Below are 19,491 nucleotides of genomic sequence, written 5' to 3' on the forward strand. Positions count from 1 at the left end.
AGTTGTGCCGGGGCGCTATGGCTTTGCGGAAACAGGCATGGCAAGCATGCGCAACGTGCGCACCAGATCGTACGGGGACACCGGCTTGATCAGGTGTTCCTGAAAACCCGTAGCCAGCGCCCGAGCGCGATCGTGCGGCTGCGCAAATGCGGTCAGTGCAATGGCCGCCATCGGCGCAGCGCCGGCGGGCAGGTGTTCGTGTTCCCACGCACGAATTCTCTGCAGGATCGCGTAACCGTCTTCATCGGGCAGCGCGATGTCGCACACCACCGCTTGCAAGCGGCCTGCCTCGCCCCGTGCGCTCCACACGTCGAGCAACGCCATGGTCTCGTGCCCCGAGCCCACGCTGCCGACTTCGGCACCGACCTGCGTCAGCAGTGTTGCCAGCGCATCGCGCGCATCTTCCTGATCGTCGACCAGCAGGACGCGCAGACCCGCCAGCGACGGCAAGGGCCCAGTGCGTTCAGGGTCTTCAGCCAGCGGCGCGATCAGATCGGCGCCGGCATGCAGCGGCAAATACACGGTAAACGTGGCGCCTTGCTGGACGCCCTCGCTGCGCGCATACACGCGTCCGCCGTGCAACTCGGTCAACCGTTTGACCAGGGCCAGACCTAGACCGAGACCGCCTGTGCGCCGCGTATGCGCGCCGTCAGCCTGCCGGAATGGATCAAACAGATACGGCAAGAACGCCGGTGCAATCCCGCGGCCGTTATCGCGCACCACAATGCGCGCCACCTCGCCCAGCAGATCGGCCGACAACCACACCTCGCCACCTTCCTGCGTGAACTTGATGGCATTGGTCAGCAGGTTCCACACGATCTGCTCGACACGATCGGCATCGCCGTCAATCTCGTGATCGTCCAGTTCGATGGAGGTGTGCAGGGTGATGTGGCGCTCGGCGGCCAGCGCGTGCACGCTGTTGAGCGCGCTCTCCAGCGCCGCGCGCAGCACGAATGGTTCGCGTGTCAGCCGCAGCTTGCCGCTCATCACGCGCGTGGCATCCAGCAGGTCTTCGATCAAGCGCACCTGTTGCTCGACGCCGGTCTTGATGCCCGCCAGCGCCCGCTGCATGAGCGGCGCGCCCCCCGCGATCTGGCTCTCCAGTACATACGCCCAATTCTGGATACCGTTGAGCGGCGAGCGCAGTTCGTGCGACACCACCGCCAGGAACTCATCGCGCGCAAGCGCTGCGGCCTCCGCCTGCGCGCGCGCGGCCTGTTCGCGCAGCAACAGCGCATCGCGTTCGCGCTCAGCCTCGGTGCGCTCTGTCACGTCGTAGATGATGAGCAGCGCAGATTCCATCGTGCCATTCCGATCTGCTTCCGGAATGACGCGCGCGTTGTAATGCGCAATGCGCGGGCGCCCCTCCTGCACGGCCAGATGCAACGCAAGTGTCTGTTCGGCGCCCAGGACGAACGCGCGGCGTGCGGCGTCCTCCAGTGGGCGCGTGACCTCGGCGGAAAGGGACGATGCCGCCAGCGTCTGGCCGATCATCACGGCAGGCGTCACGCCAAAGGCTTCGGTTACGGCGCGGTTGACATACACGCAACGCAGTTCGCGATCAAGCCGCGCAATCACGTCGGGCGCGTTCTCCACCAGCGTGACGAATTCGCGCTGATGGCGAAAGCGCTCGTGTTCAGCCTCCTTGCGCTCGGTGATGTCTTCCACCACGCAAACGAGCGCCTGTACGCTACCGTCTGGCCCATGCTGCGGCGAATACGCGGCGTGCACAAAGCGGCGGCCAACATCGGCCGGATACTGCAAATCCATTTCAAACTCGATGCGCTGCCCAGCGAATGCGTCGTTCAGGCGTGACAGGACGCGCGCATACGCCGCCTCGCCCATCAGTTCGCGCAGATGCCGGCCCAGAACGTCTTCAGACCGCAAGCCAAAGCGTTGTGCGTAAGCGCGGTTGGCAAAGCGCACGCGGTGCTCAGGGTCGATCTGCACCAGCGGAAACGGCACGCTTTCGGTCAGCCATTGCAACTGGAACTCCGACTCGGTGAGCGCTGCCAGGGTCTGCTGGCCCTGGGTCACGTCTTCGATCACGCCCACGGCATGAGGGGATGCACCGTCGAGGCTGGGCATAAGGTAGCCACGTTCTCGAACGCGATATTCGCGAGCTTCGCCGTGGTCGACACCGAGCCAGCGGTACTCGAGCACGAACTCCTGCCCGCGCGCCAAGCCCTCCCAGGCGGCACGCAGCGCGCGATGATCATCCGGATGCACATGGACAAGCCAGCGGTCACGGACGCCGCACAAGGAATCGGGCTGCACGCCCCACGTCTGCGCCCCGGCGCTTACGTGCAGACGTGTTCCCGTCAACGGATCGTCTACCCAGAACACATCAACCTGCTTCCTTGCGGCCAGTGCGGTACGCGCCTCGCGCGCGGCGCGCACCGGTGCGGACCAGCCCGTTACGGATTCACTCATTGCGCCCTTCGTTAGCAGTTTTCATTCCCGAGGTGGCCGAAAAAAATGCGGTGCCGCAGCACCGCATCATAGGGCGTGGAGCGAAGTTACTGCGAGGGCAATTCAGACGCCGTTTGCGAAGCGCCGTTGGCCTGGGCCACGAGCACGCGAATGGCGTTGGGCGTCACGGCACCGACGCCGCCGGCCGGCAGCGTGGTGATCAGCCAGTCGGCGTTGTTGGCCAAGCTGAACGGCTGCGACGTGAAGATGATGTTTTTCGTCCCCGCCGTCGCCACCCGCACTTGGTACGTGCCGCCATCGACGTAGATCGAATCCTGCGTGCTGGCCGGTGCAGCACCGCCATACGCTGCACCGCTCATGGTCGGCGCAATGGCCGAAAGATCCACATTCGGCGCGGTCACGTAGACGTCGACGTTGGGGGCGTTGTACGAAGCGTTGAAGGTGCGCACGCGCGCCTTGTCTGAGAGGATGGACTTGTTATACGGATCATCGATGAGCGCCAGGCTCGTCGCTGATCCGTTGGCACCCACAATGGCGAGTGCGGTGTAGCGGTGGCCGTTTGCGGGCGTGAAGCTGGTCGAGGCCAGCGGCGTGCTGCTGCCCGTGTTCGACACCGTGGCCGTGCTCGCCGTCGCGTCAATTCCGAAATAGTTGCTGACGTTCTTGAAACCGACATTGGTGATCTTTGTGGTGCCGTTCACACCAAAGTCAACGTTGCCGATGAACGGGTTGGCGTGCACCGTGCGGTATTGCGGCGAGCTGGTGCCGATGATCTGCCCGATGTCGTCGTCACCGCCGCCGCATCCGGCAAGCACACCCAACGAACCCAGCGCCAGCACGGCGACGATCTTCCTGATCTGTATCTTCATTCTTCCACCTCGGAGGGAGAGTCCTGTCATGAACGGGCTGCATACATCGCATGCCCGTGTACGTTGTTGCCGACTTGTGGAGCCGACGATAGCCGCGCACATCCAGGCGCGCCTATCGAACCGGTTCCGATCGTTTTGTCGGAAGCGTCCGACACACGAAGCGACGTTCCCGCATTGAGCATGGCGCGTGCCCACAGCGGTTGAATGACCACTCCAATCCGGTCTCGCGGCCTGGGCTTGAATACGGGTCGCTATACTTGCGCGATCTGTTTTGTCTTCGTGCGCTACACACGCTCCGCATGCTCGAACCGCGCCCGGCCGATGCCGTGCCCCTTCCCGATAACGCCGCTTCCCAGGCCGATCTGCAGGCTTTCGCGCAAGAGCGCGAACGCGTGCAGGCGTGGCTCGCTGCGCGGGCGTCTGGCGCCCGCGCGGTGAGCGCTTCCACGCTGTCGCAGTACCGCGTGGAAGCCGAGCGCGTGTGCTGGTACGCGCGCACATTCGGTAAGCCGATCGCAAGCTGGGCGCGCGAGGACGCGTCGGCCTATCTGCGCTTTTTGCAAGAACCGCCCGCTTGGGCGATCAGTGCGCGCGGCATTGAACGCGACGATGCCAACTGGACGCCGTTGCGGGGCCCGCTCTCGGCGCGCTCCACACGGCAGAGCGGCATCATCGCGGCGAACCTCTGCGGCTGGCTGCAGCGTGCGGGCTATCTGCGCGTGAACCCGTTTCTCGATGACGATGCGATGGTCATTACCGTGCCGGCGCCAAGCGCGCCTGCAGCCAGGTACGTCGCAACACCCGAACCGGGCACTGCACTCGGCGCGTCCGACATGGCATTGATGATCGATGCCGTTCGCGCCCGTGTCGCCTTGGGCCGTGAAGCGCGCTTGCGTCAGGCGCGCGACCACTTCCTCGCCGTGCTGCTCGCACAGGCGGGCATGCGTGTATCGGAGCTGGTGTCTGCACGCATGGGCGACGTGGCGCTGCACGCCGTGCCGGCCGAGCACGCAACATCCGACGCACTGCTGCCGGCGTCGGTCTGGCTGTTGGCGATCGGCACAGGCCGCTCACAGCGCTGGCTGCCATGCGATGCGTTGATGTCTGCGCTGCGCGAATACCGTGCGGCCTTTGGCCTGTCACCGTTGCCGCTACCGAACGAAGCCACGCCGCTGCTGCTGTCGGTGCGCAAGCGCTCGCCGCGACGCGCGGACGGCACCATCATCGACTCGCCTGCCCTGCGTCGCGACTTTGGCGAGCGCAAGGGCATCGCCTCGCGTTCGCAACTGCTGCTCATCGTCAAGGCCATGCTCGGCGAAGCCGCTGAGTACGCTCGCGCCACGGGCCACGCCGATGCGGCCGTCCGCCTGGCGAATGCCTCGTTGCGCGGCGTGCGCGGCGCTCACTTACGCGAGCGGCTTGCCGCAGGTGAGGCCGCAGCAAACGTCGCCCATGCGCTTGGCCTGGCCGCCCTGCCGAGCATCGCCGTACGCGCACGTGAAGCCGATCTGGCCGCCAGCATTGCCGACGCAGCCCGCAAACTGGCCCTGCCGTCCGCCTGACAATCCTCCATACATTGCGCAGAAACGGGTACGTACCGCCTGCGCGGATACCACATTCACGCATTGTCAAAAGCAATTGTTGGCACGATTCGCGTGACAGTTGTCGCTTACGTCGTCCGCAGAATTGGGTACGCTCAGCCACTGAATCGTCGACAGTGGCACGCAGAAACGGGTACGTTCGGCCCTGAAATCGCACGCAGAAACGGGTACGCTTTGGCGCAAATGCTCCCAAAAAAAAACGCGGACCCGAGAGTCCGCGTTCATTGTGTGTTGCCTGAAGACTCTGGCGTTCAGTGACCGCCCGACAGATAGAAGAAGCGGAACAGGAACACCGCCGAGATGATCCACACGATGATTGGCACCTCGCGCATGCGCCCCGTGAACAGCTTCAGCCCCGAGTACGTGATGAAGCCGAACGCGACGCCGTTGGCGATCGAATACGTGAACGGCATCATCAACGCCGTCAGCACGGCCGGCACCGCTTCGGTGGTGTCTTCCCAGTTCAGGTCCACCAGTTCGCGCAACATCAGGCACGACACATACAGCAGCGCGGGCGCCGTCGCGTAGGCCGGCACCACGCCAGCCAGCGGCGAGAAGAACAGACACAGCAGGAATAGCACCGCCACCGTCAGCGCCGTCAGCCCGGTACGGCCGCCGGCCTGCACACCCGAAGCGCTTTCGATATAGGCGGTGGTCGACGAGGTGCCCAGCAGTGAGCCAGCCATGATGGCCGTGCTGTCGGCCAGCAGCGCCTTGTTCAGGCGGTCCATCTTGCCCTGCTTGAGCAGGCCCGCGCGGTTGGCCACGCCCATCAGAGTGCCGGTTGCGTCAAACAGCTCCACCAGGAAGAACACCAGCACCACGTTCAGAATGCCCACCGAAAGCGCGCCCATGATGTCGAGCTGCATCAGCGTAGGCGCGAGCGACGGCGGCATCGACACCACGCCGTGGAAGGTGTTGCCCGCAAAGAAGAAGCTCGCCGCCGTCACGGCCAGAATGCCGATCAGGATGGCGCCTTTCACGCGCAGGTGGTCCAGTGCCACGATCAAGAAGAAGCCGATCACCGCCAGGATGACCGAAGGCTGGTGCACGTCGCCCAGCGTCACAAGCGTCGCCGGATTCCCGACGATCAGCCCGGCCCCGCGCAACGACACGATGCCCAGGAACAAGCCGATACCCGCGGTGATCGCCACGCGAATCGAATGCGGAATACCGTTCACGATCATCTCGCGGATGCGGAACACGCTCACCAGCAAGAACAGGCAGCCGGAAATGAACACCGCGCCCAGTGCCGCCTGCCACGTAAAACCCATGCCCTTGACCACCGCGTACGCAAAGTAGGCGTTCAACCCCATGCCCGGCGCCATCGCGATCGGGTAGTTCGCATACATCCCCATGATGATCGTGCCGATCGCCGCGGCAATGCAGGTGGCGACAAACACCGCGTCGTGCGGCATGCCTGCGTCAGCCAGGATGTTCGGGTTGACGAAGATGATGTACGCCATCGTGAGGAACGTCGTCAGCCCCGCGAGCACTTCCGTGCGAACGTTGGTCTGGTGTTCCTCGAGCTTGAAGGTGCGCGCGAGCCAGGTCATTCAGGTTGTCTCCTCTTGTTGTGAAGTGTCATCGCCGGCCGGCGCTGTCTTGCGCGTGGCTCCCCCGATGCACGCCCACCACGGGGCGAGGCTACTGTTAGCAAGATTCCGGCGCCCCAAGGCGGCACGGTCGAAATACTGTTCATGCGAATCGAATGATGGAAAACGCGCCAGCCAAGTGCCAGGCCGGCGCGCGGGATGCGCATGATGCCCGAAACGCCGGGCGTGTGCACTCGCCCGGCAAGACGCATCGCCTCGGCAACGGGAGGCCGGGCCCGGCCAACAAACCGTACCCGTTTCTGCGAAAACCCGGAGCCATGCGGCGTGCTTAGCGATTGGCGTACCCATTTCTGCGCTTGCTTCCGCAGAAATGGGTACAAGCTTCTGCAGGAGCAGGGGCGCGTGATGAAGCGCAAAGGCGTACCCGTTTCTGCGCGCCATTGAAGTGCGCACCGTACCCGTTTCTGCGCATGACGGCGCCACGCCGCGACTCACAGCGAACCCGTTTCTGCGGAAACCTCTTTGGATCGGCCGTACCCGTTTCTGCGCGATGCTCCGCAGAAACGGGTACGCTTTATCTGCAGGCCGCCTCGCCAAGCCCTTGGCCAATAAGGCTTTTTACCCGCAGAAACAGGTACGGGGATCAGAACGCGGAGCCACGAGGCCCCCGGCAAACAGCATCCTCTCGTGTTGGTTTCAGCGATGAAAGTTCAGAATTCGTCAGTCCGGTGCGAAGGCCAGTTGAAATGCCAGCCGTACGCAGCTGGCGAACCGTCACGCAGAAACAGGTACGCATGGCGCCAGGTCCGACGGCTCGAAGCGTGCACTCGCTCTCGTTGGAATGGCGCAAGAGTTGGGACAAGAAAATCACGAGCTTCGTCGCACACGCAGATTTGGGTACGCAGGTACACGCGGAATTTGCCCTTATTCACGCAGAAACAGGTACGCTTCGGTGGCCGACTAGCTGCACGAGCCCCCAAAATCGCAAGATCGGCCGCAGAAACGGGTACGCACTTGCGGAAACACATCGAAACGGCCGGGCCAGCCCCCTGTTTTCTGTGGATAACACTGTGGATAACATGATGTTGTCCCCGCAGATTCCGGTACGCCCAATGCGCAGAAGCGGGTACGGTTTCGCGCAGAAGCGGGTACGCCATTGCGCAGAATCTGGTTCGCACCCTCGCAGAATCTGGTTCGGTTTACCCCACTGAACCCAATGCTGGCAAGGCTTTGCGGGCCGCGTATACGGTTTACCTGTAGTAAACGTAGAAGGTATATATAGCTTGTAGTGAGGAAAGGTCTTCCGTGGACAACCTTAACGGTTGCCCACCGATGCCCTTCCCGCGACAACGAGTAAAAATCAGAAAACGTACCCAATTCTGCGTGACAAGGCGAAGGCGTTTTAGTACAAAGGCTCTGAACAATTCTTGCCCACCATGGTCACCAAACGCCTCACACCCAATGGGAAACCGGACGACAATTCGCCCGGCCGCATCATCGTCCCCTCGGGAGGGCAAGTCATTGCCGCGCCAGAGAAGTTTCAGCGCCTGTTCGACGAAGCGCAGGCGATGGAGCGCGAAGACGCCTGGCAGAGCGGCGAAGTCGGCTTTCTCAGTCGTGCCAGCGTGCAGGTCACCCTGCCCTATCGGGCTCCCAAAGGTGCACCGCCGGTCTGGACGCGCTCGAGCGGTAACATCTCGCTGATGATCCAGCCCGGCTACTTCACGCAACAGCGTTCCGAGCGGGCGAGCAACGGCCGGCAGCGCATCGTCTCCGAGACCGTCTCCTTTGGCTATCCCTATGGCTCGTATCCGCGCCTGATGCTGGCCTGGATCGGCAAGGAGATCATGGCCAAAAAGAAGCGCGGCGAATTCCAGGGCACAGTGGAAGATCGGCGCATTTCCCTGGGCAACTCGTTGTCCGAGTTCATGTACAACCTGGGCATCCCGATGGCCACGGGCGGCAAGCGGGGCACCATGACGCTGGTGCGCCAGCAGATGATTCGGCTCTTCTCTGCCACGATTGCCATCGTGCAGAACAAGTCGGCGCCCAGCAGCCAGAATCAGAATCAGGAACCGCTGTCGATCGATCGCATCGGCTACTTGCTGGCCGATCAGCTATCGACCTGGTGGGATCCGATGCAGCCGGGTCAGGGCTCGATGTTCGAGAGCTTCGTGGTGCTGTCTGAGCCATTCTTCAACGAGCTTGTGAATCGGCCTGTGCCGGTGGATATGCGTGCGTTGAAGGCGCTCAAACAATCGCCGTTTGCGCTGGATGTGTATTCGTGGCTGACATACCGCTTCTTTACGATCCAGAAGCGTACAGAGATCCCTTGGGAAGCGCTGCAGATGCAATTCGGCACCGAGACCGAAAGCGAGCGGAAATTCCGGGCGTTGTTCCGCAAGGCGCTGAAGGACGTGCTGGTTGTTTATCCGGACGCGAAGGTGGATGCTGATTCATCCAAGGCGTTGATTCTGCAGCCGTCGCGCACCAGCGTACGGAAGTTGGCCTGAAGCACAGCGGAAGCGGCAGACAAAAAGAAAGGGGAGCAGAAGCTCCCCTTTTTCATCTCAGGCGATCAGCCCGAAACTTATTCCGGCTTGATCGCCGAGGCTTGCAGACCCTTCGGGCCTTGCTTCACCTCGAAGGTGACCTTCTGGCCGTCCTTCAGGGTCTTGAAGCCCGAACCCTGAATTTCGGAGAAGTGCGCGAACAGATCTGCGCCGCCGCCGTCCGGAGTGATGAAGCCGAAGCCTTTGGTTTCGTTAAACCATTTGACAGTACCCGTGGCCATGCAAAAATTCCTTTAAAAAACAAAAAACACGTCGTCCAGCCGATCCGGACATCGCACGAAGAACCGGCTGATTCCGAATCTTGCGTAGACAAAGTCTTCAGACGACTGTCTAAGCATCATAACCAGTTTGAGCCACAGTGTCGATGGGCGGCATTTTTCCGAAATGTCGCTTTTATGCATCTCACTGGTAAACACCTAGGAAGCCCGTAAATGCAGGGTCGAACGCATGAAGTTATGCGCTAAAGACCGCATTTACATCTCAATTTAGGTGAATTGAAAATCGCTTGTTCTACGCATCGCCCACCCGTCTCAACGATGCGATTTGTATAAATTGAATTTTATCGATCTTGTGTTTTCTTGCGGTCTTCCCTAAGATGAGCGCTGCTGACTTTCAGCGCTGAAAGTGGAGGCCCAGTGAGCGCCAAGATCGTAACGGTATTCAATCAGAAAGGCGGATGCGGCAAGACCACGGTCAGCATGCACATCGCCGGAACCCTTGGTTTGCGAGGGAGTAAGACGCTGCTTGTCGATATGGACGAGCAAGGAACGGCCACACGCTGGGCCGCTCAAGCGCCGGAAGACAAGCCCTTTCCGGCTTCGGTGATCGGCCTAGCCCCCTCTGGTGGCGCCATGCATCGAGAGGTCCGTAAGTTTGTGGCGGATTACGATTACATCGTGGTCGATTGTCCGCCGGCGGTTCACTCGCCGTCATCGTCAAGTGCACTTCTTATCTCCGATATTGCGTTGATCCCCGTTGTGCCGTCGCCGCCTGATTTGTGGGCTGCCGTGGCTGCCAAAGCGCTTGCGCAGCAGGCACAAGTCACCAACGAAACGCTGCGTATTCGCGTGCTGGCGAACATGGTTCAGCGGCGCGTCTCGCTCGCGAAGCAAGCAATTGAAATTCTTGGTGATGATGGTGATATCCCTTTGATGGAATCCATGATCGGTTCGCGCTCCGCATTTCGGGAGTGCCAAGCGATCGGGGCGACGGTGCACGGGGTGTACGGTGCCCGAGAAGCCGTGAGTGAAGTCGACACCTTGATCGACGAGGTGTTGCAGTTGTTGCAGGAGGAACGTGTATGAGCGCGAAGTTGAAATCGCTCAAAGACGGCATGCTGGCCGGCATTGCCGCAGAAAAGACCAAAACGACACCGGTCGATCGCTTTGCATTGGCAGAAAAAGCGATTACCTCTCACCCCCGCGGTCTGCTCGGGCAAGCCGCCCCAGATCCCGCTTTCAGCGCTGAAAGTCCCTCACCTGCGAATACTTCCGAACGCCGGGTGATCAAGGTTCCGCTTGAACGGCTGCAAGAAAATCCGCTCAACGCCCGTCGCATCTACGATCCGCAGATCGTTCAGGAACGGGCGGCATCCATCGCTACGCACGGTCAGCAGACACCAGGGTTGGCGGCGCCAGATCCGGCGCGGCCAGGCTGGTATGTTCTGATCGATGGCCATTACCGTAAGCGCGCCTTGGCCGCTGCGGGGAAGGTCGAGATGGACTGCTTCATCGAAGACGGCCTGTCAGACATCGATTTCTACCGGCTGTCCTTCGTCTTGAACGAGCAGCGTTCCGGGCAATCTGTGCTGGACAACGCTATCGCCTGGCGGCAGTTACTAGATGAAGGAAAAGTTAAAAAAGAAGAAGATATTTGTGAGATTACCGGCGTCTCCGCAGGAACGGTCAATAAGACGTTGGCACTGTTGAAGCTGCCGGAATCGGTGCTGGAAGTAATGAAGGAGCGACCAGCTGGCATCGGTATCGCGACCGGATATGAGTTGACGCTGTACTTCAAGAGCGCCGGCGAAGACCGCACGCGTGAGCTGGTGCATCGCGTACTGGAAGAGGGACTCTCCAGCCGCGATGTGGAGCAGATCCGCAAAGTGGCTCAGGAAGGGCGCACCCGAAAGGTCAAGGAAGTCAGCCGCCAGTACAAGATTCGAAGTGCTGAAGGTGATCTTCTCGGCACAATCAAGGAGTGGGATTCCGGCCGCGTGATGCTCGATGTCAAGCTAGGGGATCGTGGCGCCCGGGAATCGTTGGTTGAGGCACTGAAGAGCCGTTTCGGCCTGGACGTCGCTTTACTGTAGTTCCGCCACAGCTTTGCTCATCCGAAAGCGCCCAATGGGGCGCTTTTTTTTGCCTCAATTTTCGACGGCTCAGAAGCTTGTCAGTGCGTGGACCGTACCCGTTTCTGCGTTGGCTGACAGGTTCGGAGATGCCACGCAGAGCCGTGCGCGGCACCACCCAACGTGCGCCGAAATGAGCAGATTTGATGTCGGCAGGCCAAGCCGACGATCCAGAACTGGACTGCAACTACAATTAAGCAATAAATAAATAATGTAGCATTTAACAAGGTATTTGAGGTTTTTAACCCTTGATGTACACTGCAAGTACACCTGATAGCCCTTATGGCACGCCCTGGTCTCTATTTCTCGGCTGAGCAGCAGCAGCGGATCGTTGAAGCGATCCGGAGGCTGGATATCGCCTTCCCGCACGACAACGCGGTGTTCTTGGATGAGGTGATCGAAGCCGTTCAGGCCGTGACACGTCGTATTTACGGCGTTCGGCGCTACGTACAGTGGTTGGCAGAGGCGGGAGTGCGCCGACGTCCGAGCAATACGACGTTGCAGAAGGCGGTAGACCGCGCGCAGGGGCGCGGACCGGTTGCAAACGGTGTCGCCGCGGACGCGATTGAGACGTGGCCGATCCCGTTGGCTCACGCAGAAACGGGTACGCTTTCGGCACGTGATGAGCGAAACCGCATCGCCTCGCGCGCCATTGGCGCGCCCGGTGCAGGCGCCGAATGGATGGAAGCGCGCATTCGCGCCGAGGTGGCCGAGCGCGCTCTGGAGCACGAAGCTGCCCGCAATCGGCAATTGCAGGCTGCCATGGCCGACTTGGAGCGCCGTCTTGGCGAGGCGCTTGCCACCGCGCCTGCCGTGCCGCCCAAGTTGACCGATGCGACCCTTGAGCGCCTGGAGCAGACCATGGAGACCGTGACGCGCTTGGAAGGGGCGGCCAGCGCGCTGGCGGGTACGGAGCGCTTTCTGCGTTTGCAGAACGATGCGGTGCGCCAGCAGACGCAAAACGAAGCCGATCAATTGCGCCAGCGTATCCGCACCCTGGAGGCCGAAGTCGCGCAATTGAACGCGCAGATTGATGCCTACCGCCGCACGCCGGAGCGCAACGCGCCCGTCTCGCGCGGCTGGGTCAAGCCATCTTCCTGATTTCTAATGTCTTGTCGGCGGGTGCTTATTGGTCCGGCCGACGGCAAATTGAGCACAAACCGGCACGCAGAATTGGGTACGCTTTTCGACTTTCGGCGCTGAAAGTTGGTGCGACGGAGTTGCAACGGGTTGTAGGAATGGCGCCGATGCGGTGCCCGCGATACTGCGGGCGGCACGCCAAATGGTTGCTCCATCAAAGGGTTGAGGCATTGGGCTTGCGCTGGCATATGACTTGCTCATGACGCTACGTCTCACCAATGGAGTTGTCATGAACGAGAAGATCACCAAGGCCGTGTTTCCCGTGGCAGGACTCGGTACACGTTTTCTACCCGCCACCAAGGCGAGCCCGAAAGAGATGCTCCCGATCGTCGATAAGCCGCTGATCCAATATGCGGTGGAAGAGGCTGCCGCTGCGGGTATTACGGAGATGATCTTCATTACGGGCCGCGCCAAGCGCGCTATCGAAGACCATTTCGACAAGGCCTACGAACTGGAAACTGAGCTGGCCGCCAAGAACAAGCACGCATTGCTGGAGATGGTGCAGTCCATCAAACCGTCCGGCGTCGAGTGCTTTTATGTCCGCCAGCCCGAGACCCTGGGTCTCGGCCACGCCGTGCTTTGTGCGCAGAAACTGGTACGCGATGAGCCCTTCGCCGTGATCCTGGCGGACGACTTGCTGGACAACCAGCCGCCCGTCATGCAGCAGATGACGGAGCTTTACGATCACTATCGTTGCTCCATCGTGGGCGTGGAGACGATTGCGCCGGAAGCCTCGCGTTCGTACGGCGTGGTCGCCGGCCGCGAATGGGATGACCGTCTGGTCAAGCTCGATGCCATTGTCGAAAAGCCGGCGCCCAAGGATGCGCCGTCCAATCTGGGCGTGGTCGGCCGCTACATCCTGACGCCGCGCATCTTCGATCATCTGCGCAATCTGAAGCCGGGCGCAGGCGGCGAGTTGCAATTGACCGACGCCATCCAGAGCCTGCTCGCTGAAGAGCAGATCCTGGCTTATCGCTACCGTGGTCAGCGTTTCGATTGCGGCAGCAAGTTCGGTTACCTGCAGGCGACGGTCGAGTTTGCGCTGCGCCATCCGGAAGTGCGCGCTGACTTTGAAGCGTATCTGCATGACCGTCTAGGCCTGTCCGCAACGCATGAAGAGGTGTCCGCCGAACTGGATTCGTTGGTCCGCGACACCATTCCGCTGAGCGTGGCCGCCTGAGCTTCGCCTCTCCCTTTCTCAGAATCGATCGTGCGGGTTTCCGCACAGGTCGCCGCGGTCGATTCTGAGAAACCGCACACTCCTCCCGTCGTCCACCGTTCCGTCGATTTCCTGCAAAGCCTTGCGCCACGGGCTTTTGCGGCGGATCTGCGCGTCTGCTTTTCGCATGGAATGCTTCTTGAGTAAGAGCGACCACCCATAAACCGGCGGACCGCTCGGACGTCGCACATGCAGTTCTATGTGCGACATGTCACCAGCAAAGGCCGCCGCCAACGCTCCAAGGAGACACCATGACGCAGCCTCAGGCTGGTGCGGTCACGGGCGATTTTTCGCCCGCGCAGGCCCCCACCAAAGACACTCCCGCAGACGTACGCCGTCGTCTGCGTTCCATCTTCTCCGGTTCGGTTGGCAATCTGGTCGAGTGGTACGACTGGTATGTCTACTCGGCGTTCGCGCTGTACTTTGCCAAGTCTTTCTTCCCCAAGGGCGACCAGACCGCGCAGCTGCTCAATACGGCGGCGGTGTTTGCGGTGGGCTTCCTGGCGCGTCCGGTGGGCGGCTGGCTGATGGGCATCTACGCCGATCGCTACGGCCGCAAGCGCGCACTGTTCTTCTCGGTGGTGCTCATGTGCGCGGGCTCGCTCATCATTGCGCTCACGCCCAGCTACGCGACCATCGGCGTTGCGGCACCGGTGATGCTGGTGCTGGCCCGTCTGCTGCAGGGCCTGTCAGTCGGTGGGGAATACGGCACCTCGGCCACGTACCTGAGCGAAGTCGCCAACAAGGAAAACCGCGGCTTCTATTCAAGCTTCCAGTACGTCACGCTCATCGCCGGCCAACTGACGGCGCTGGCGCTGCTGATCGTGCTGCAGCAGTTCGTGCTGTCGCCGGCACAGCTTGAGGCGTGGGGCTGGCGCGTTCCGTTCTTCATCGGCGCGCTGTGTGCGCTGGTGGCAATGGCCATGCGCTCGCACATGGAGGAAACGCAGTCCTTTACTGCCGCTAAGGCAAACAAGAAGCGCGGCACGCTGTCGGAACTGGCCAAGCATCCGCGCGCCGTTGCAACGGTCGTGGGACTGACGATGGGCGGTACGGTGGCGTTCTACACGTACTCGATCTACATGCAGAAGTTCCTGGCCAACACGGTGGGATTGTCAAAGGACACGGCGACGCTGGTGTCCGGTGCCACGCTGCTGCTGTTCGCGATGCTGCAGCCGATCGTGGGCGGGTTGTCCGACCGCATTGGCCGCCGTCCGATCCTGATTGCGTTCGGCGTGCTGGGTACGCTGTTCACCGTGCCCATCATGACCGGCATCAGCCAGACCACCAACGTGTGGACGGCCTTCTTCCTGATCATGGCCGCGCTGGTGATTGTCTCGGGCTACACGTCGATCAACGCGGTGGTGAAGGCGGAACTGTTCCCCGCGGAGGTCCGCGCCCTGGGCGTGGGTCTGCCGTATGCACTCACGGTGTCGATCTTTGGCGGCACGGCCGAGTACATTGCGCTGTGGCTGAAGCAGGCGGGCCACGAATCGCTGTTCTACTGGTATGTGACGGGCACGATCTTCCTGTCGCTGTTGGTGTACGTGTTCATGCGCGATACTCGCGAGCATTCCCGCATCGAACATTGAACCCATGTCGCCAACCGACGGCCATGCCGACCTTGCCCAACCCGCACGCGGGCGTGGCTGGCGCGTGGCCGTCGCGCTGGCCATGGCGGCGTGCTGCGCAGCAGCGGGGTGGGGCGCGTACGCCGTCGCCCTGCAGCGCTACGTCGCCACGCGTGCTGAAGAGGCCGGCCAGCGCACCACTTTCTATGCGCAGAACCTACGCAGCACGCTGGCGCGCTATGAGTCATTGCCGAGGCTGGCGGCGCTGGAGCATGTGCTGCACGTCGCGCTGCAAGAGAATCCCCAGGCTGGCGACGCCGTCATGCGTCGCGCGGCCAACGCCTATCTGAAAGAAGTCCAGGCGGCCACCGACTTGGCCGCCGCTCATCTGATCAATACGACCGGCCTCACGATTGCGGCCAGCAACTGGGATCTGCCGACCTCGTTCGTCGGCCAGAACTACGCATTCCGCCCGTACTTTGTCGAGGCCATGCGCGAAGGGCTCGGTCGCTTTTACGGCGTCGGCAACACCACGGGCGAGACGGGCTATTTCGTCGCCGCTCCCGTGCGCGAAGACAACAAGCCGATCGGCGTGGTGGTCGTGAAGGTCAACCTCGATGCGTTCGAGGCCACGTTGTCGCGCAGCGGCGATACGGTGCTGCTGGTGGATCGGCACGGCGTGATCTTCCTGTCGTCCGTACCCGAGTGGAAATACCGCACGCTCGGCACCTTGAGCGCGGACCAGCGCGCCGCACTCGACGCGACGCGCCAGTACGCCCCACACATCCTCACGCCGCTCGGGATGAGCGATGGGCAAGCTGCGAGCGTACCCTTTTCTGCGGACCAGCCGCCGCAGACCGTGCGCGTGGCGTTGCCCGGAAAATCGGTATCGACACTGCGTGTGCAGTACCGCCCGGTGGGCCTGCTCGGCTGGCAAGTCGCCGTGTTGATCGACCCGCGCGACGAGCAGCGCACCGCGCTGGTGGCCGGTGCAAGCGCCGCGTTTGCGATGGCGCTGATCTTCGCCGTACTCGTTGCTTTGCGTTTGCGTACGCGCCGGCGTGAAGAGCAGCACCGCGCGCGCGCCGCGCTGCGCGAGATCCAGCGTGATCTGGAAGCGCGCATCGCCCAGCGCACTGCGGAGCTGACCTCCGCCAACACCGCGCTGGCCGGCAAGGTCGAAGCGCTCGATGCCGCGCAACGCATCCTGCGCGAAACGCGCGATGCCGCCGTGCAGGCCGGCAAGCTCGCCGTGCTCGGCCAGATGGCCGCCGGCATCACGCACGAACTCAACCAGCCGCTCACCGCGCTGACCACGTTATCCGACAACGCCAACCAGCTTGCCGAGCGCGGCCGCATCGACGAAGTGCGCGGCAACCTCACACACATCAGCCAGCTTGCCGAGCGCATGGGGCGTATCGTTTCGCACATCAAGGCGTTCTCGCGTAAGGGCGATGCGGCACGCGCGGTCGTGTCGGTGGACGAGGCCATCCGCCAAGCACTGATGCTGGTTGAGACCCGTCGCCGCCAGGCCGGCGTGACGGTGATGGCCGAGCCGGTGCCGGCCGATCTTGCGGTCTGGGCCAACGCTGTGCGGCTCGAGCAGGTGCTCGTCAACCTCATCCGCAACGCCATTGATGCCACCGCCGAGGCCCCCGCAGCCGACTCGGCTACCGTGCGCGTGAGCGTCGAACCCATCGAGAAATGGGTACGCATCACCGTGCGGGACTTCGGCCCGGGCATTCCCGCCGACGTGCTGCCGCGCCTGTTTGAGCCGTTCTTCACCACCAAGGACGATGGCCAGGGCCTGGGGCTCGGCTTGGCGATTTCGCTGGCGATCATCGAAGACTTTGGCGGCCGGCTCGAAGGTCGCAATGCGGCTGACGATGCGGGTGGCGCAGAATTCATCATCGAGCTTGAACGCGTTGTGAAACCGACATGACTGAACACGGTACGCCGGACCCTTCCCCCATCGACCACGCGCCCGTCTTCCTGATCGAAGACGATGACGTGGTGCGCCTGGGCTGCGAGCAAGCGCTCACGCTGGCGGATGTGCCCGTGCAATCCTTTGCCGATGCGGAAAGCGCGCTGGCCGCACTCGCCGCGCAAACGCCCGCCGTGGTCGTCACCGACGTGCGCCTGCCCGGCCGCGACGGCATTGCTGTGCTGCGAGAGATGCTGCAGCACGACCGCCAGTTGCCCGTCATCCTCATCACCGGTCATGGCGATGTGACGATGGCGGTGGCTGCCATGCGCGCCGGCGCCTACGACTTCATGGAGAAGCCGTTCCACTCCGAGCGCCTCGTCGATGTGGTGCGGCGCGCGTTGGAAAAACGCCGGCTCACGTCCGAAAACCTGCGTCTGCGCGAAGCGCTGCAGGGCCGGCAGGCGTACCCGTTGATCGGCCAGAGCGCCGTCATGCAGAACGTGCGCCGGCTTGTCACCGCACTGGCACCGACCGATGCGGACATCCTCGTCACGGGCGAGACCGGCTCGGGAAAGGAAGTGCTCGCGCGTGCCATTCACGAAGGCAGCCGACGTCGCGGGCCGTTCGTCGCGCTCAACTGCGCGGCGCTGCCGGAATCCGTGTTCGAGAGCGAGATGTTCGGCCACGAGGCGGGCGCATTTACGGGGGCTAACCGCCGCCGCATCGGCAAGATGGAATATGCGGATGGCGGCACGCTTTTTCTGGATGAAATCGAATCGATGCCGCTGTCGCTACAGGCCAAGCTGCTGCGCGCGCTGCAGGAACGCAGCATCGAACGGCTGGGCAGCAACGCGAGCGTGCCGGTCAATTGCCGTGTGGTGGCTGCCGCCAAGGTCGACCTGAAGGATGCATCCGATCACGGGCAGTTCCGCGCGGACTTGTATTACCGCCTGAATGTCGTGTCGATTGCGCTACCGGCGTTGCGCCAGCGTGCCGAAGACATTCCGCTGCTGATGGCCCACTTTCTGCAGCAGGCCGCGGTGCGCTACGAGCGTGCGGCGCCCGACTGGTCTGCGCAGGACATGATGCGCTGGCAACACCACGACTGGCCTGGCAACGTGCGTGAGCTCAAGAACGTGGCCGAGCGCTTTTGCCTCGGCCTGGACGACGGCCTCGTGGTTTCAGAAGCGAGCCAGCATTCCCTGGCGGGCCGGATGATGGCGGTCGAACGCACCACCATCGAGGAAGCGCTGCGCGCGACGGAGGGCAACGTTGCCCGTGCGGCCGATCTGCTGGCCGTGCCGCGCAAGACGCTGTACGACAAGCTCAACCGGCACGGGATCGAGCCGGACCGCTTCCGCAGCAGTTAGCGCAGCGAGGATTCGCCGATCTTGCGGCCGCCTTGCGGGGGCCAGCACGTTGCTGCCAGCAGCACGGCCGCCACGGCATAGATTGCTTCGGTCACTGCCAAGGGCAGCACACGTACCTGGTACAGCGCAGCGGGCACGTCCGCCAGCGCGTGCAGCAGCACCGCCAGCACGACAATCACAAACCGCCGCTGCCGCACGGCGTGCCACACCACCAGCGTGAGCGTGAACTGGATCAGCATCGCGGCAATGCGCTCGCTCACCGCACCGAGCGCCAGCCACGGCGAGAGCTGCGCCAGCATGGCGTGGATGGTCCCGACCATGGCATCGGCGCCGCTGGCCGCGAGGCGCGATTCCAGCTCGCCGCGGTTGGCGGCAATGCCGAACATCACCATCTGCGCCTGCGATGCCGCACCGACCAGCCACGCTTCGATGCCCGCGTGACCGAGCGCGTAGGCCACAGGTGTGGCGGCACCCCCCGGCTTGCGCACGAGAAAACGCAGGCCAAGCCAGCGGCCGCTTTCCTCGAACAAACCGGCCATCAGCGCGCCGTAGATGACAAACAGCACGGGCATGCGCAGCCAGCGCGCGGTGATCGGGTTGAGCTGCAGCAGATACAGGTGCAGCGTGCGTTCCAGTATCAGCGCAAACACGACAAACACCGCCGCGCCCACGCCGATGTCGCGCCACGCCAGGTCAAAGCGCCGCCGCAACCAGAACCACGCCACGACCGGCACGCTTGCGATAAGCAAAGCGGCGACGGCATGGGCAACGAGGGCAGACACGGCGACGGTGGGCATGGCGGATGGCGCAGCTGAGGCAATGAAGGTGGCCGCATGCTACCTGAGGGCGCGGGCGCGAGTCTTGCGGACCGATTGTTACAAT

15 protein-coding genes are annotated in these 19,491 nt (G+C 62.6%); 9 read left to right on the forward strand and 6 right to left on the reverse strand.

Annotation, left to right across the window (positions count from 1 at the left end; genetic code table 11):
• Positions 1-15: 15 nt before the first annotated feature.
• On the reverse strand, positions 16-2,433 hold the full coding sequence (locus tag ACEN9T_RS05860; RefSeq protein ID WP_413705778.1) for a PAS domain-containing protein: 2,418 nt from the start codon (positions 2,431-2,433) through the stop codon (positions 16-18).
• Between the two features lie 86 nt (positions 2,434-2,519).
• Positions 2,520-3,302 carry a DUF4397 domain-containing protein gene (locus ACEN9T_RS05865; protein ID WP_413705779.1) on the reverse strand — a complete coding sequence of 261 codons (783 nt, stop codon included), beginning with the start codon at positions 3,300-3,302 and terminating at the stop codon, positions 2,520-2,522.
• Positions 3,303-3,601: 299 nt separating this feature from the next.
• On the opposite strand from ACEN9T_RS05865, the gene ACEN9T_RS05870 reads away from it, so the two are divergent.
• Entirely contained in the window at positions 3,602-4,864 is a 1,263-nt protein-coding gene (locus ACEN9T_RS05870) for an integrase (protein ID WP_092970818.1), read from the forward strand.
• A 290-nt stretch (positions 4,865-5,154) separates the two neighbouring features.
• On the opposite strand, the gene ACEN9T_RS05875 is transcribed toward ACEN9T_RS05870, so the two are convergent.
• Positions 5,155-6,459: an NCS2 family permease gene (locus ACEN9T_RS05875; RefSeq protein ID WP_092970817.1), complete on the reverse strand. Its 1,305-nt coding sequence runs from the start codon at positions 6,457-6,459 to the stop codon at positions 5,155-5,157.
• A 1,436-nt stretch (positions 6,460-7,895) separates the two neighbouring features.
• Here ACEN9T_RS05875 and ACEN9T_RS05880 point away from each other — a divergent pair.
• Complete coding sequence (locus tag ACEN9T_RS05880) at positions 7,896-8,972, forward strand: replication protein RepA (protein WP_004632417.1); 1,077 nt, start codon at positions 7,896-7,898, stop codon at positions 8,970-8,972.
• A gap of 77 nt (positions 8,973-9,049) precedes the next feature.
• Here ACEN9T_RS05880 and ACEN9T_RS05885 read toward each other — a convergent pair whose 3' ends face one another.
• A complete protein-coding gene (locus ACEN9T_RS05885) occupies positions 9,050-9,253 on the reverse strand; it encodes a cold-shock protein (RefSeq protein ID WP_004632415.1) in 204 nt (67 codons plus the stop codon).
• Between the two features lie 414 nt (positions 9,254-9,667).
• Between ACEN9T_RS05885 and ACEN9T_RS05890 the strand changes: the two genes are divergently transcribed.
• The 4 genes from ACEN9T_RS05890 to galU all read left to right on the forward strand — a co-directional run bounded on the left by ACEN9T_RS05890 (position 9,668) and on the right by galU (position 13,702).
• Entirely contained in the window at positions 9,668-10,336 is a 669-nt protein-coding gene (locus tag ACEN9T_RS05890; protein WP_092970816.1) for a ParA family protein, read from the forward strand.
• Entirely contained in the window at positions 10,333-11,343 is a 1,011-nt protein-coding gene (locus tag ACEN9T_RS05895; protein ID WP_092970815.1) for a ParB/RepB/Spo0J family partition protein, read from the forward strand. Before ACEN9T_RS05890 ends, ACEN9T_RS05895 begins: the two co-directional genes overlap by 4 nt.
• 321 nt (positions 11,344-11,664) lie before the next feature.
• Positions 11,665-12,483 carry a DNA-binding protein gene (locus tag ACEN9T_RS05900; protein ID WP_092970814.1) on the forward strand — a complete coding sequence of 273 codons (819 nt, stop codon included), beginning with the start codon at positions 11,665-11,667 and terminating at the stop codon, positions 12,481-12,483.
• A gap of 268 nt (positions 12,484-12,751) precedes the next feature.
• Positions 12,752-13,702 carry a UTP--glucose-1-phosphate uridylyltransferase GalU gene (gene galU / locus ACEN9T_RS05905; protein WP_092970813.1) on the forward strand — a complete coding sequence of 317 codons (951 nt, stop codon included), beginning with the start codon at positions 12,752-12,754 and terminating at the stop codon, positions 13,700-13,702.
• An 18-nt stretch (positions 13,703-13,720) separates the two neighbouring features.
• Here galU and ACEN9T_RS05910 read toward each other — a convergent pair whose 3' ends face one another.
• The gene (locus tag ACEN9T_RS05910) at positions 13,721-13,870 is read right to left on the reverse strand and encodes a hypothetical protein (protein WP_413705780.1); all 150 of its coding nucleotides are present in this window, start codon (positions 13,868-13,870) and stop codon (positions 13,721-13,723) included.
• A gap of 122 nt (positions 13,871-13,992) precedes the next feature.
• Here ACEN9T_RS05910 and ACEN9T_RS05915 point away from each other — a divergent pair, with 122 nt between their 5' ends.
• From ACEN9T_RS05915 to ACEN9T_RS05925, 3 genes are read left to right on the forward strand one after another with little or no spacing between them, the layout of a single operon-like run.
• The gene (locus ACEN9T_RS05915; protein WP_092970812.1) at positions 13,993-15,333 is read left to right on the forward strand and encodes an MFS transporter; all 1,341 of its coding nucleotides are present in this window, start codon (positions 13,993-13,995) and stop codon (positions 15,331-15,333) included.
• 4 nt (positions 15,334-15,337) lie between these two features.
• Positions 15,338-17,254 carry a sensor histidine kinase gene (locus ACEN9T_RS05920; RefSeq protein ID WP_413705781.1) on the forward strand — a complete coding sequence of 639 codons (1,917 nt, stop codon included), beginning with the start codon at positions 15,338-15,340 and terminating at the stop codon, positions 17,252-17,254.
• Complete coding sequence (locus ACEN9T_RS05925) at positions 17,251-18,609, forward strand: sigma-54-dependent transcriptional regulator (RefSeq protein ID WP_092970810.1); 1,359 nt, start codon at positions 17,251-17,253, stop codon at positions 18,607-18,609. Before ACEN9T_RS05920 ends, ACEN9T_RS05925 begins: the two co-directional genes overlap by 4 nt.
• On the opposite strand, the gene ACEN9T_RS05930 is transcribed toward ACEN9T_RS05925, so the two are convergent.
• Complete coding sequence (locus tag ACEN9T_RS05930; protein WP_413705782.1) at positions 18,606-19,406, reverse strand: YhfC family intramembrane metalloprotease; 801 nt, start codon at positions 19,404-19,406, stop codon at positions 18,606-18,608. The two genes, ACEN9T_RS05925 and ACEN9T_RS05930, sit on opposite strands and share 4 nt — an antisense overlap.
• Between the last annotated feature and the right edge of the window lie 85 nt (positions 19,407-19,491).

The sequence above is a fragment of the Ralstonia sp. Ralssp110 genome (assembly GCF_047325135.1).
Classification (GTDB): domain Bacteria; phylum Pseudomonadota; class Gammaproteobacteria; order Burkholderiales; family Burkholderiaceae; genus Ralstonia; species Ralstonia mojiangensis.

Coding starts and splice junctions, on each gene's coding strand:
- ACEN9T_RS05860 (WP_413705778.1), bottom strand. CDS start 2,433: ATGAGTGAATCCGTAACGGGCTGGTCCGCACCGGTGCGCGCCGCGCGC.
- ACEN9T_RS05865 (WP_413705779.1), bottom strand. CDS start 3,302: ATGAAGATACAGATCAGGAAGATCGTCGCCGTGCTGGCGCTGGGTTCG.
- ACEN9T_RS05870 (WP_092970818.1), top strand. CDS start 3,602: ATGCTCGAACCGCGCCCGGCCGATGCCGTGCCCCTTCCCGATAACGCC.
- ACEN9T_RS05875 (WP_092970817.1), bottom strand. CDS start 6,459: ATGACCTGGCTCGCGCGCACCTTCAAGCTCGAGGAACACCAGACCAAC.
- ACEN9T_RS05880 (WP_004632417.1), top strand. CDS start 7,896: ATGGTCACCAAACGCCTCACACCCAATGGGAAACCGGACGACAATTCG.
- ACEN9T_RS05885 (WP_004632415.1), bottom strand. CDS start 9,253: ATGGCCACGGGTACTGTCAAATGGTTTAACGAAACCAAAGGCTTCGGC.
- ACEN9T_RS05895 (WP_092970815.1), top strand. CDS start 10,333: ATGAGCGCGAAGTTGAAATCGCTCAAAGACGGCATGCTGGCCGGCATT.
- ACEN9T_RS05900 (WP_092970814.1), top strand. CDS start 11,665: ATGGCACGCCCTGGTCTCTATTTCTCGGCTGAGCAGCAGCAGCGGATC.
- galU (WP_092970813.1), top strand. CDS start 12,752: ATGAACGAGAAGATCACCAAGGCCGTGTTTCCCGTGGCAGGACTCGGT.
- ACEN9T_RS05910 (WP_413705780.1), bottom strand. CDS start 13,870: ATGCGAAAAGCAGACGCGCAGATCCGCCGCAAAAGCCCGTGGCGCAAG.
- ACEN9T_RS05915 (WP_092970812.1), top strand. CDS start 13,993: ATGACGCAGCCTCAGGCTGGTGCGGTCACGGGCGATTTTTCGCCCGCG.
- ACEN9T_RS05920 (WP_413705781.1), top strand. CDS start 15,338: ATGTCGCCAACCGACGGCCATGCCGACCTTGCCCAACCCGCACGCGGG.
- ACEN9T_RS05925 (WP_092970810.1), top strand. CDS start 17,251: ATGACTGAACACGGTACGCCGGACCCTTCCCCCATCGACCACGCGCCC.
- ACEN9T_RS05930 (WP_413705782.1), bottom strand. CDS start 19,406: ATGCCCACCGTCGCCGTGTCTGCCCTCGTTGCCCATGCCGTCGCCGCT.